Source organism: Maribellus sp. CM-23, assembly GCF_021354595.1.
Lineage (GTDB): Bacteria > Bacteroidota > Bacteroidia > Bacteroidales > Prolixibacteraceae > Draconibacterium.
In genome coordinates this window covers 306,940-321,046 of the sequence record NZ_JADWYJ010000005.1, presented here as the reverse complement: position 1 = coordinate 321,046, position 14,107 = coordinate 306,940, and the positions used below count along the sequence as shown (strand labels likewise).

The window sequence follows — 14,107 nt, the reverse complement described above, 5'->3', positions numbered from 1 at the left end:
CCCTTTCTTTTTCCCGGGGCTCTTTGCAGAGGTTCTGCCAACACAGAAAACAGCGGGCCTCCAGGCTTCCGATAGCCAATGCCGGTGGGCTGTTGATCTGTTGTTGTTTCGGTTCTTGTTAAGTTTTTCATCTCATTCAAATTGGGTTTGTAATTTTAAATCCTTGTCAGAAGTACCTCGATCGTAAGTAAGTGCGTCCAAAAAAGTCGATGTCGTAACCAATGGTAAATTCGAAGGTTCCGTTCTGATAAGGATAAATATCTGTATAGGTAACGTCCATGGCAAAGCCAACACGAATATTGTTGCTGAACATCCAGTTTCCCGTAAAACACAGCGCTGCGTTGCTACGCCACATCACTCCGAGCCAAAGTTTTTCGCGAATCATAAAATTGGCGGCAACATCAGCCTGAAGCGGCGTACCCCAGGTTGCACGAACCAGCATGGTTGGTTTGAAAACCACATAATTAAAGGGGTCGAAAGGCAAAACGTAGCCCCCATTCAGGTATATGGTGCGAACCTCAGCGCTGGTCGAATAATTATGGAAGTTCTCTTTTAAGTCATTTTCGATAAGCTTGGGAACCGAGAATCCCGCGTAAAAATGCTCCTGGTACAGGAAAAAGCCGATCCCGAAGTTGGGTAAAAACTTCAGATCAACATCCTCGGCAAAAGCATGATCATACTGATTGTCGGGATATAACTCGTACTCGGTGAGTGGATTTTTATAGTTAACAAAGCCAAATTTGACGCCCATCCTTAATCGGGTACGGCGCGACAGGTACACTTCATAGGCATAATCGGCGAGCACACTCAGCCTGTTTTCAAGGCCGAACCTGTCGTTCATAACATTTAGCCCAACCCCTACGGCTTCATTTTTCAGGGGCGAATGAAAAGAAAAGGATTCAGTAAGGGGCGACCGGTTAATACCTGCCCACTGTTTTCTTACTAAGGTGGTAAACCCGATCTTCTCCCATATACCTGCATAAGCCGGGTTAATGACCTGGCCATTATACATATACGAGGTTAAAATAGGTTCTTGTTGCGCACCACAATGAAGGGAAATTAGCAAGACAAAAACTCCTAATACAACAATTCTTTTTATGACGATACCAATATATCTGGTTACAACTAAGGCAAACTACGAATAATTATCAACAAATACAACCGTTCTCAAGCGAAAAAGATATTCACAGAAGTCCCTTGAAATCTATATCCACACGGCTTTCACTGTTAACTTTTCCCAATATGGGAATTGTTAATAACTCTCCCTGCACACAATATTCAAAAAATACGGCGTTACTACGTAGTTTCCCTGAGCCCAAAATAGGTGTAATCACCTATGCTTCAGACCTGCCAAATAAAATAAGAGAATAGCCTAAAAAAGAAGATAAGTTATTGAGCTGTACTATTTTTTACGGCTTTAAAAACTCTGAAGAAGTTACCTCCCCACACTTTAGAAATTTCATCGCTGGTATAACCACGCGCCAGCATTTCTTCGGTGATCCGTGGAAATTCGCTTACATCCACACAATCCCGAATACCACCACCACCGTCGAAATCGGAACCAATGCCTACAAAGTCGATCCCAACCAGGTTTTTAACATAGTCGATATGGTCCACAAAATCGGAAACGGTTGGCAATTCCTTGGGATATTTACTATCGAGTCCCCGCCACTCCGCACGAATTTTTGCTTTCTCTTCCTCACTCATCGTCTCCCATTCTTTGGAAGAGAATTTATTTCTTAATTCCTGTTCTTTCTGATAACGTACCGTGGTTGTATCCGGGTCTTTCACATAGTCATCGAGCATGCAAATCTGAATCACCCCGCCATTGGCAGCAAGAGCTTTGATCATATCGTCGGTCATGTTTCTTGGATGGTGCGCAATCGCCCTCACGCTGGAGTGCGAAGCAATTACCGGAACTGAACTTAGTTCAATTACATCGAAAAAGGCCTTGTCGGAAATATGCGAAACGTCGATCATCATCCCCAAACGGTTCATTTCTTTCACCACCTCTTTTCCAAACCGGCTCAGTCCGTTGTGCTCGGCTCCTTTTTTATCGGTTGAAGAATCGCAAATATCATTGTTGTACGAGTGACAAAGTGTAATGTACCGAACTCCCTTCTTATAAAACTCTTCCACCCTGTTAAGATCGGTACCAATCGGGAATCCGTTTTCCATCCCAATGTAAATCGCTCTTTTCCCTTCGGCCGATATTCGCAGCACATCACCGGGCTCCGTTGCCACTTCTGCCAGATCGCTGTTTATCCTGCATACTTCGTAGGTCTTCTCAATCATACGATTTGCCTTTTCATAAGCTACCTGGGTATTTTCGGGAGTTCGTTCGCGCTGGCCGGTAAAGGCGGCAAAAAACATGGCATCCAAGCCACCTTCTTTCATTCGGGGAAAATCCACCCGACTTTGAGGTGCCTTGTTACGAACCGCCACATCAAAATCTTCCTGCAACAAAGCCATCGGAGTATCACAATGTGTATCCACCGTAATCGCCTTGTTGTGAATTTTCATCACCTTCTTACCATACGACTCCGCTCTCGTAAAGGTGTGTATCAGCAATCCCCCCATCACCAATACCAAAAAAACAGACTTCTTCATTTTTATTTTATTGAACCGTCTACAATGATACCCATTTGTTTCAAAAATCACCGTAAAACAAACAGGAAGTTTTCATTCTCACGAAAGAACACACACAATCACATGCCTGAAAATCTTTTCCTAACACTATTCCAAAACATGATCTATTCTCCTGTACTCAACACAAAGAGCGTACTCTGAAGCAAATCTCCGGTCTGAAAAATCAAAACTTAATTTACAGTCCCAAATTTCTTTTTATATTTCCTGACTTTAATAACACCGGAACTGAAAAGAAGAGCACAAATAAGTAAAGGATGGATTCTGCCAATAACAGCGATCGCTTGCTTTGGCCTCACCGAGGTTGCGGCAAGAAATCCCAACCTGACAGAAAGCTGGTATTCAAAAGGCATTTATCCTTTTGTGGCCCGAGTTGCATCCACCATCAGCTCAGTAATTCCGTTATCAGTCGACGATCTTTTCTACATCGCCTTATTACTTTACATTCCGGCAATGATCGTACTTTTAACCTTGCGGAAAATATCGTTTCGCCTAGCAGGCAAGCTCATCCTAAATATTCTTGCTACTGGCTACATCGCATTTTACCTGCTCTGGGGATTTAATTATTACCGCGAAGATCTAAACGCCCGACTCAACATAACACCCCAACAACCAGGCAAACAAACATTTCTTGAACTCACCACCAAGCTGATCGACCAGACAAACCGGAACCACTGTACTTTGGAAGACCTTTCGGCCGGGAAAGCAGATTCTCTGGTTGAGTTTTCCTATCAACAACTTGCCCGGGCATTACAGTTCGAATACCCAATGGGTAAAAGAAAAGACAAATCGATCACCTTTAGTCACTTTTTTGCGCAGTCGGGCATTTCGGGATATTTTGGCCCCTTCTTTAACGAGGTTCATGTAAACAAAAAAGTGCTGCCAATTGAATACCCGGTCATCCTGGCACACGAAAAAGCCCATCAACTCGGAGTCACCAGCGAAGCAGAAGCCAACTTTTACGCCTGGCTCGTTTGTTCGCAAAGCGATTCGAAACAACTGAACTACGCTGCCGACCTCTATATTTTAAGACACTTTTTAAGACAAGCTTACCAACTAAAAGAATATCCAGAATTGTCGGCTAAAATCAGTCCGCAAGTGAAAGATGATTTCAACCGGATCCGGCAGCATTGGATGGAGCTTCGGAACGAAAAACTCGACCAGGCAGCTTCCACCGTTAACAACGCCTACTTGAAAACCAACAAAGTGGAAGCCGGCATTCAAGATTACAGCGGAGTAGTAAAGCTTGTTTTGGATTTTTCACTGGACAGCGCCTTTCAAAAAAGCCATTCTTTCAAGCTACCTGAATAATCCTATTTTTACAGAAATTTTTTAACATGAAACTCACACCCATATCTGCCGGAAATTTTCATTGCGACGGCGGCGCCCTTTTTGGCGTCATCCCCAAAGTTTTGTGGAGCAAGGTTTATGCATCGGACGAAAATAATTTCACAAAACTGGCACTTCGCTGCCTGCTGGTTGAAACCGAAAACCGAAAGATATTAATTGAAACCGGAATCGGCAATCATTACCCTGCCAAACATTTGCAGAACAACGGAGTAAGCTCGGTGAATGAACTTGAAGAATCTTTTAAAAAAGCCGGCATTTCAAACACATCCATTACCGATGTATTTTTCACCCACCTTCACTGGGACCACTGTACCGGCGCAGTAAAAAACACCGAAAGCGGCTTCCAACTTAGCTTCCCGAATGCCACACATTGGTGCAGCCTTGCGCAGTGGAAGCACACAAAAACATCCAATCCCCGCGAGCGGGCCGCCTTTCATTACGACATACTGGAGTTCCTGTACAATTCAGGACAGCTTAAGATGGTTGAAAAAGAAGGAGAATTATTCCCGGGATTTGAAGTTCGTTTTGTTGACGGGCACACTCCCGGACAAATGATTCCGCTCATAAATACCGGTGGCAAAACTTTCGCGTACATGTCGGATTTAATCCCCACAGCTGCCAACATTCCGCTGTTATGGATTTCGGCCTACGACCTGGATCCGGTAAAAGTGATGAGTGAAAAGCAAAATTTTCTGGATGAAGCCGCCGAAAAAGATTACATCCTGTTTTTTGAACACGATTATTATACAGAATGTGCCACACTTTCCAAATCGGAGAAAGGAGTCATTTTAAAGGAGAAATTCGCGTTGAAAGATCTAGTCAGTATAGATTGGCAATGATTGATCGTCCTTTGGGAAAGCTCGTTTACAGAAACTTATTTCACCAACTCTTTGGTTGAAAGCAATCCACAGGCCGCATAAATATCTTGCCCGCGCGAGGCTCGTACCGTAGTTAAAATCCCCTTGTTATTCAATGCATCTTTAAAGCGCTGAATGGTTGCTTCGCCCGGACTCTTAAGCGGTGTTCCGGGTACCGGGTGAAAACGAATAAGGTTGATCCGACATTTCAAACCGCTTAGCAAACGCGCCAATTCCCTCACGTGCTCCATGCTGTCATTCAAGCCTTCAAATAAGATATATTCAAATGAAACACGTCGTTGGCGGCCAAAATCCCAGCTTTTGATCTCTTCCACCACTGCATCAACCGGATAGGCTACCTGCACCGGCATCAGCTTTTGGCGCTCTTCATGAAACGGAGTATGAAGACTCACGGCCAAATGTGCCTCGCTCCTCTCCAGAAAAGTAAGCATTCCCGGGATAATCCCGATGGTAGAAACCGTGATCCTTCGCGGACTCATGGCATATCCCCATTCCGAAGTCAGGATCTCGAGACTTTTCAATACCTCCTCCAGGTTATCGAAAGGCTCCCCCATTCCCATGTAAACAATGTTACTCACCTCGTCTACCTCATCAATGCTGCGAATCTGGTTTACGATTTCACCCGCCGATAATTGCCCCTGGAAACCTTGTTTGGCAGTAAAACAAAACAAACACCCCATTTTACAGCCCACCTGCGAACTCACGCAAACGGTCTTCCGGTCGCGCTCCGGAATCATCGCCGTTTCAATAAATTTATTTTGAATGGTAGGAAACAGGTACTTCCTGGTACCATCAACACTGGCCTGTACTTTTGTGTATGCAGTCAGTCCGTATTCAAAACGTTCGTTTAAAAGCTCCCGAGCCTTTTTGGAAAGATTCGTCATTTCGTCGATCGTCGATACCTGTTTTTTGTACAACCAGTCGGTGATCTGTTTTGCCGTAAACTTAGGCAGTCCCAGCTCCAACACAATCTCCTGTAACTCCGTCAATGTTTTACCAAACAAGCGCTCTTTCATACCTTTCTATTTGCCGCAAAGATACGCTTTCTTTTTAAGTGAAGTAAAAGGAGAAAACAATCTGAGCCGCCTCTCTCCTACTGTGTCTTAATAGCCATTTTGATATTAAAAGCGTGATTCCTCCTTCAAAAAAAGAAAAAATTCTTCCACTACAAACTCCCTGATCCTAGGCTAATTACAACCCATCATTAAAAAAACAATAAAATTTTATTACAATTGCCGATTTTTCATGAGTAGGTTTTTCAAATCAGATCGTCTTATTAAACAAAATAAACTAAAATGAAGAAGCACAACAACAATATATTCTCATCATTTAAAAACTTAATCCATTTTTTTAAAAAGAATGAAATTGTAACTTCTGCGGAGGAGAAGAAACGACTTTGGAACACAGTTGTGCAAACCGCCACCTACAATAACAGACGAAAAAAATACCGTATTTATACAGCTGTGGCAACGGCTGCTGCATTGAGCGGGGCTTTTCTCTGGTTTGAAATTGCCCATACCGTTCAAAACGAAGATAAACTAAACACGGTTGTTGCGCAGATGTCTGTTCCAAAACAATCGTCTGACATTATTATTATGGTTTCGGACAGCAATGAGATCCATATAGACAAAGACACTGCCGTAGTAAATTACTCAGGAAGCGGAGAGATTACCATTAACAACCAGGCAATAGCAACCAAAAAACCAACAAGAAAAAAAGAACCGATCAGCTACAACCAGATTATTGTACCGGGCGGAAAACGCACGATGCTGACTTTATCCGACTCCACAAAAATATGGATCAATGCCGGAAGTCGTGTTATATTTCCACAGCAGTTTGATGAAAAACAGCGTAAAATTTACGTGGAGGGAGAAGCTTACCTCGAAGTGGCCAAAAATGCTCAAAAGCCATTTATTGTTGAAACTCCCGCAAAGTTTGACATCCGGGTACTAGGTACTTCGTTCAACGTTTGCACCTATTCTGAACTAAACTATGCCACGGTAGTACTGGCAGAAGGGAAAATTGAGCTTCAAGGAGAAAATAAACAACAAAAAGTTATGGCTCCCAACCAACTCGTTCAGATAGACGTAACCGGGGCAATGGGAGAAATAATTGAGGTTGATGCCCACGAATACACCAGCTGGACCAAAGGCTTACTTGTATTGAACTCTCAACCCTTTACTGAAGTTTTGAAACGCCTGGAAATCTACTTCGGAGTTTCCATAAAAACGGATGAAAAATTCAACCCAAAAATATCAGGAGAACTGGAATTGAAGGACCAACTGGAAGATATATTAACCGGGCTGCAAAATATTTTACCATACCACTATTCGGTAAACGAAAAAGGAGTTTATGAAATTTCACCTAATTAAATCAACGACAGCATATCAATCCTGCTAAAAAGATCAGCAAAAACAGCTATTAATTCCTAACAAAATAAATCAAAGTATAAATGAAAAAACACGAATTGCCTATGAGAATATAAACGCCAGCAAGTAGAACTAAAAAGCCGAACGATACTGGGAATATTGTCCGGCTTGAAGAGATTCAAAATGTAAAATTTAAAATCTAATATCATTACAAATTTATGAATAAAATAGACGCAAAAGTTTTAAACAAGCGGTCATTATTAAAGAATAATATCCGAAGGATGAAATTGTTAGCAATCTGCCTCATATTAGGACTGCAATTTAGCTATGGAGAAAACAGTTACTCACAAACTACGTCCATATCTATCAATGCAGTCGGAAAAACCGTAAAAGAAGTGCTGAATGAAATCAGCAAGAAAACTGAGTTTGTATTTATCTACCAAGATGAAGCACTGGATCTTGAACGCAGGGTTACCGCGAATTTTTCGGGAGAAAAAGTGGATGCTATTCTGAACTCACTGTTTACAGATACCAACAATACCTATGTGATTTCGGGTAGGCAAATCTATATCTCCAAAAAACAACCGATACCGGGGGACGAAGAGCCCTCCAAACAAACTCAAAAAATTACCGGGAAAATTACCGATACAAGCGGTGAATTGCTGGTTGGTGTGAACATTATTATTAAAGGTACCACCAATGGTACGATTTCAGACATCGACGGTAATTTTACGCTCAATGCAGTACCGGGTCAAACCCTTGTTATTTCCTTTATCGGATTTAAAAAACAGGAAATCCTGGTAAGCGAACAAACACAGCTTTCAATTGTGCTGGAAGAAGACCAAACTCAACTTGGAGATGTAGTCGTAGTTGGTTACGGGAACCAGAAAAAAGCTTCTGTAATAGGATCCGTTCAATCTATTAAAGCAACTGAACTAAAGGTTCCATCCACTCAGTTATCTACCAGTTTTGCCGGTCGTGTTGCAGGCCTTATTGCAGTGCAACGAAGCGGGCAACCAGGTGCTGACGGCGCCAATTTCTGGATCAGGGGTATTTCGACCTTTGGAGGCACCACTACTCCGTTAATCATTCTTGATGGAGTGCAGATTAGTTCAGGAGACCTGAACAACATCGACCCTGAAATCATAGAAAGCTTTTCGGTACTGAAAGATGCAACGGCAACCGCGTTGTACGGAACATTGGGGGCAAACGGAGTTATGATTATTACCACAAAAAACGGGAGAGATCTTGACAAGCCCAAAATCAACGTTCGTATCGAAAACTCCATTGCTGCACCAACTTACAAAGTAAATCTTGCCGACGGAGTTACCTATATGAACATGTACAACGAAGCCCAAAAAAATCCTTCGAGTACATCATTCATTCCTTACTCGCAGGAAAAAATTAACGGAACCATTGCAGGAAACAACCCCTCGCTTTACCCGGATGTAAACTGGTACGACGAGCTGTTCAACGATTACCAGACAACTCAAAAAGCAATTATAAACATAACAGGAGGTAGCTCTAAAGTAGACTATTTCTCGTCTCTTTCCGGATCACACGAATCAGGAATGTTAAAATCAAGAAGCAAAGACTTCTTCTCATACAGCAATAACATTTCGTTGTGGAGATACAATTTCCAGAACAACCTGAGGTATTATCCAACCAAAACAACCACCGTTGGCTTACGTTTAAATGTTCAGTTAAGAGATGAGAATTCACCTTACCGGAGTGCCAGTGATTTGTTTAACAACGTAATTTATTCGAACCCGGTTGATTTTCCGATCTTGTTCTCGACCGACGATCCCCGTAACTTGAGCTCCACCACCGACCACCTAATGTGGGGAGGAAAAGCCTCTTCAAACGACCGAAGAATAAACCCACTGGCCGAAATGGTAAGAGGATACAACTCGGATTTCCAAAGTACTGTAATTGCAGCCCTGCAATTGGATCAGAAACTGGACTTTATTACAAATGGACTGAATTTCAGCGGCTTGATTTCTTTCAAAAACTGGTCGAGAACTCACATATCAAGAAGTTCGAATTACAACCAATATTACCTGGGTAATATTTATTACAACGGTGAAGGCGATATTTCGGAGTACGACCTTGTAAGAACAACCGGTTCTCCGGTATCCACCGTTCTTGATATTGATGGCGACAACAGCTTTGGCAGAGGTGATCGCACCATGTACATTCAGGGACAGTTAAACTACTCGAAGGTTATTGATGATGCGCACAGCTTAGGGGCCATGATTTTGTACAACCAAAACGAATTTAACATCAATACGCCCGGAACACTAAAAGAATCACTTCCAAAAAGAAAGCAAGGTATTGCCGGCCGCGTAACCTACGGGTATGCCAACCGGTACATGGCCGAATTCAATTTTGGATACAACGGAAGTGAAAACTTTGCCAAAGGACACCGTTACGGATTCTTTCCTTCTGTTGCTTTAGGTTATAACATTAGTGAAGAAGCTTTCTGGGAGTCCATCAAACCCGTTATCTCTCATATGAAAATCAGAGGATCGTGGGGACAGGTTGGTAACGACCAAACCGATGATGCCCGCTTCCTCTACCTGGCAGATATTGAATTACAATCAGACGATGCCAAATACACTACAGGTGTAGATCAAAATTACGAACAAAAAGGACCAGTCTATAAACGTTACCAAAACAGCGATCTTTCTTGGGAAATTGGCACTAAAACAAACATTGGTATAGATCTCCAGCTGTTTGATTCTTTTGAAATCGTTTTTGACGTGTTTAAAGAAAGAAGGGAAAACATATTCATGGAACGTCAATCCATTCCTAATTTCTTTGGTGCATCCGGCACGGCCATTTACGGAAACCTGGGAGAGGTTGAAAACAAAGGTTTTGACGGAGCGGTAAACTACAATAAACAAGTAAACCCCAACCTGTTTGTTTCAGTAAAAGGAACTTTCTCATTTGCCAAAAACAAAATTCTTTCGTACGACGAGCCGGCCTACCTCCTATACCCTGGGAATTCCAGAGTTGGACATAGCATCAATCAGCCATTGCTGTACACTGCTGAAAGGCTATTTATTGACGATGCAGAAGTTGTCAACAGTCCGGACCAGCTAATCGGGGGATTTATTAGTGGCGGTGATATTAAGTACACAGATATACCGAACATAAACGGAGAAACAGATGGGCAGATTGATCAGAACGACCGTCAGTACATGGGACACCCAACTGTTCCGGAGCTTGTTTACGGTTTGGGAACATCCTTGCAGTACAAAAAATGGGACTTCTCACTATTCTTCCAGGGAGTAGCCCGCACATCACTGGTCATGAGCGGATTTCACCCTTTCGGAACCAGCTACACCCGCAACGTACTGCAATTTGTGGCTGATGATTACTGGAGCGAAAGCAACCAGGATATATACGCCAAATATCCGCGTCTGAGCATTGCTGACAATGCCAACAACACCGCAGCCTCTACCTATTGGTTGCGCGATGCTTCGTTCCTGAAACTCAAAAACCTGGAATTTGGATATTCACACAAATTCATGCGATTCTACCTGAGCGGAACCAATTTACTGACCTTCTCAAAGTTCAAGGAATGGGACCCGGAAATGGGAGGAGGATCCGGCTTAAAATATCCGACAATGCGAGTAGTTAATTTGGGCGTACAATTCACATTATAAAATTTTGAACAGGATGAAATTTAAATACATTATTTCTTCAATAATCTTGGTACTGTCACTATTCAGCTGTGATTATCTTGACATTGTACCAACCGAAACGGCCAACGACAAGGATGCTTTCAAAGATTCAGAAGCAGCCAGGAGATATCTTTATTCCTGCTATTCGTATCTACCTAATCCAAGGCATCAGACTGCTTCTATTGATATGTTTACGGCCGATGAAGTAGTAACGGCTTTCGAGCACGAAACTTTTGCCAACTTTCCAAAAGGAAACTACACAGCCAGCAACCCGGTTATCTCATACTGGAATACACTCTTTCAGGGTATCCGGCAATGTTATTTGCTACTGGAGAATATTGATGCCGTCCCCCTGATGGACGAGAAAGACAAGCAGGAATACAAAGCCGAAGCCACTTTCCTAATTGCCTATTATCACTATATTCTGGTTAAAAATTATGGCCCGACTATCCTGATTAAAGAATCGTTTGCAGTAAATACTCCTGCTGAAAATTACCCGGCCCGTTCTCCGTATGATGAATGTGTTCAGTGGGTAGCCGACAAATTTGACGAGGCCATTGCTTTAGGCTTACCTAACGAACAGGAAGAAACAAGCTTCGGACGGGCTACCAAACCGGCAGCTCTTGCCATTAAAGCAAGAATGTTCCTGTATGCCGCTTCGCCCCAATTCAATGGAGGATCGGTTTACTACTCCGACCCTGATGCCGATGATATCTCAGGTGCTTTAGCACAGGTGAAAAATGCTGATGGAACTCCTCTGATGAATACGACTTATGACGCTTCAAAATGGCAAAAAGCAGCCGATGCAGCCAAAACAGCAATAGATGCAGCAGAAGATAATGGTATTCGTTTGTTCCAGGAAGGTGATGCAGCAGCCACTTTGGCTGAACCATCGAACAGTGTTGAAAAAACGCTCCGGATGACCATCACCGACCGCCATACCCCCGAAATTATCTGGGCTGACACGCGCCCCGAAAATTATTATTCATTGCAAAGAAAAAGTACTCCATTTAATCAGACAAATGGTGGATCGTGGAACGGAGTGGCACCTACACTTACCATGATTAAATCATTTTACACAAAAAATGGGTTGCCGATTGATGAAGATCCCAGCTATGACCTTGAAAATGCTTTTGAATACAGCAACCAAACCGACTTAACACATGGCTCGGGAAATACCCTGAATCTGAACATGGAAAGAGAACCCCGGTTTTATGCCTGGATAGCTTATCACAACAGTTATTACGAACTGTATGCTTACACCAACGATCCGGGAGTAACCGCAGATAACAGAAACAGAATGCTGGTAAGCTTCCGCAAAGACGATAACTGTGGGGTTAAAACCCGGACCAACAACTATGCTCCTTCCGGTTACCTGAACAAAAAAGGAGTTCATCCTTCGTTTTCAAGAGCAACAGGTGGTAGTATCATCAATTATTCCTGGCCAATTATTCGTCTTGGTGAGTTGTACCTGGATTATGCCGAAGCACTCATTGAAGTGGGGGGTGCAAGCAACCTCGAGAAAGCAAAGGAATACATTGACCGAATCCGGACCAGAGCAGGCATTCCAACCATTGACGAAGCATGGGCTGCCACCGGCGCCACACTCGACCAAGCCAAAATGCGCCAAATCGTTCGCCAGGAAAGAACCATTGAATTGTATTTGGAAAACCAACGCTTCTGGGATGTGAGAAGATGGTTGCTTGGCACAAAGTACTTTAACGTGAAAGCTCAGGGGATGGATTACTCTCAATCAACCGATGCCGGATTCTTCAATGTTGTGGATGTGAATTTTACCCGGGTATTCCGGACTCCTCAACATTACCTGATGCCCATTCCGATCGGGGATATTGAGAAAAACCAGTTCCTGGTCCAAAATCCGGGTTACTAATTGGGGCTAAAAAAAGATAGTTAATGAACATTTCAATAACACGACTTTAAACTTTAAATAGATGAAGAAAATAATCAATATATTTTACCTGCTTTCCATTTTCCTGTTTGCTGCTTCGTGTAGCGACGATGATGAAAATGTACGTATTCCGGGACAAGTAGTTGACTTGTCAGCAGAAGCCGATTATGGTGCAGTAGTCTTAAAGTGGGGATTACCTTCAGGCGAAGGGATCGATTACGTAAACATTTCCTACTCAATAGAGGGGCAGGACTTTAGCAAAAACATATCCAAATTTAATCTGGACTCTGTTTCCGGTTATGTAACTGCCACCATTGACGGATTTGCAGACACCAACGAATACCAGTTCAAGTTGGCATCCTGCAACATACAAGGCGGAAAATCAGAGCCGGTTACGATTTCGAAAGCGCCTCTTCCTCCTGCCTACAACGAGGTAATCTCGACCATATCAGTTGTTCCGGATTTTGGTGGCGGTATTATTTCGTGGGTGAATGAAACCGGGAAAACACTGGTTATTTCGGTCTCTTATCCTGATCCTGAAAATCCAACTGCCAGGGAAACGGTAAAATTCACATCCAGTGACTCAGGCAAAGATTTTATTACAAATCTTCCCGCCGACCCGATAACATTTGAAGTAACTGTATCCGACCAATATAAAAACAGCTCTGAACCTGTTTCATTTGACATTACGCCTTTGGCGGAATCAGTAATCTCCAAAGATACATGGACGGTGCCCGGATATGTCGACAATTCCAACTTCGAGACTATCGGTTACAGCTCACAGGAAGCCGGCGGCGAAGGCGGTAGCCCGCAAGGAAGAGTCATTGCCCTTTTGGATGATGAACTGGGAACTTTCTGGCATGCCAGTTGGGCTTCTTTTGGGGCCACCTATCCACACTGGTTTATTATCGATTTAGGGAAAGAAGTTACGGTAAGCCGCGTTGCATTAACCCGTCGGCAGGGTAACGGACAAGGTCAGGTTGGACAACAGTTTCTTACTTGTGCTGCTGATGGAGCAAGCGACCAAAACGACCCGACCACCTGGAACTGGGAAGATCAAGGAGTATACTCCTTTGATATTAATACCAATTCGGAACAAAGCTACCGCTTAACAAACAACCCGAAAACCAGGTATCTAAAAGTCTACTTTGGCACTGATAAAAAAGGGAAAAGCAACTACGCAATGCTTTCCAATTTAAGGATCTTTGGACAGGAATAATTTTGATTAAATCATACAGAAGTTTTACGCTTTAACCGGCGTAAAAC

9 protein-coding genes are annotated in these 14,107 nt (G+C 43.0%); 6 read left to right on the top strand and 3 right to left on the bottom strand.

Annotation, left to right across the window (positions count from 1 at the left end; all coding sequences use genetic code 11):
• Positions 1-166: 166 nt before the first annotated feature.
• Together INQ51_RS17745 and INQ51_RS17740 are read right to left on the bottom strand one after the other, a co-directional pair.
• Positions 167-1,090 carry a type IX secretion system membrane protein PorP/SprF gene (locus INQ51_RS17745; protein ID WP_317207974.1) on the bottom strand — a complete coding sequence of 308 codons (924 nt, stop codon included), beginning with the start codon at positions 1,088-1,090 and terminating at the stop codon, positions 167-169.
• A gap of 299 nt (positions 1,091-1,389) precedes the next feature.
• The gene (locus tag INQ51_RS17740; RefSeq protein ID WP_233379291.1) at positions 1,390-2,610 is read right to left on the bottom strand and encodes a dipeptidase; all 1,221 of its coding nucleotides are present in this window, start codon (positions 2,608-2,610) and stop codon (positions 1,390-1,392) included.
• 243 nt (positions 2,611-2,853) lie between these two features.
• Here INQ51_RS17740 and INQ51_RS17735 point away from each other — a divergent pair, with 243 nt between their 5' ends.
• Both INQ51_RS17735 and INQ51_RS17730 read left to right on the top strand, forming a co-directional pair.
• Positions 2,854-3,957: a DUF3810 domain-containing protein gene (locus tag INQ51_RS17735; protein WP_317207973.1), complete on the top strand. Its 1,104-nt coding sequence runs from the start codon at positions 2,854-2,856 to the stop codon at positions 3,955-3,957.
• A 26-nt stretch (positions 3,958-3,983) separates the two neighbouring features.
• Complete coding sequence (locus tag INQ51_RS17730; protein WP_233379289.1) at positions 3,984-4,835, top strand: MBL fold metallo-hydrolase; 852 nt, start codon at positions 3,984-3,986, stop codon at positions 4,833-4,835.
• A 35-nt stretch (positions 4,836-4,870) separates the two neighbouring features.
• Here INQ51_RS17730 and rlmN read toward each other — a convergent pair whose 3' ends face one another.
• A complete protein-coding gene (rlmN, locus tag INQ51_RS17725; protein WP_233379288.1) occupies positions 4,871-5,890 on the bottom strand; it encodes a 23S rRNA (adenine(2503)-C(2))-methyltransferase RlmN in 1,020 nt (339 codons plus the stop codon).
• Positions 5,891-6,169: 279 nt separating this feature from the next.
• On the opposite strand from rlmN, the gene INQ51_RS17720 reads away from it, so the two are divergent.
• From INQ51_RS17720 to INQ51_RS17705, 4 genes are all read left to right on the top strand, one after another.
• Positions 6,170-7,246 carry a FecR family protein gene (locus tag INQ51_RS17720; RefSeq protein WP_233379287.1) on the top strand — a complete coding sequence of 359 codons (1,077 nt, stop codon included), beginning with the start codon at positions 6,170-6,172 and terminating at the stop codon, positions 7,244-7,246.
• A 278-nt stretch (positions 7,247-7,524) separates the two neighbouring features.
• Positions 7,525-10,914, top strand: coding sequence for a TonB-dependent receptor (locus INQ51_RS17715; RefSeq protein WP_233379286.1), 3,390 nt, complete (start codon positions 7,525-7,527; stop codon positions 10,912-10,914).
• Between the two features lie 13 nt (positions 10,915-10,927).
• Positions 10,928-12,823, top strand: coding sequence for a RagB/SusD family nutrient uptake outer membrane protein (locus INQ51_RS17710; RefSeq protein WP_233379285.1), 1,896 nt, complete (start codon positions 10,928-10,930; stop codon positions 12,821-12,823).
• Between the two features lie 61 nt (positions 12,824-12,884).
• On the top strand, positions 12,885-14,060 hold the full coding sequence (locus INQ51_RS17705) for a DUF5126 domain-containing protein (RefSeq protein WP_233379284.1): 1,176 nt from the start codon (positions 12,885-12,887) through the stop codon (positions 14,058-14,060).
• Positions 14,061-14,107 lie beyond the last annotated feature (47 nt).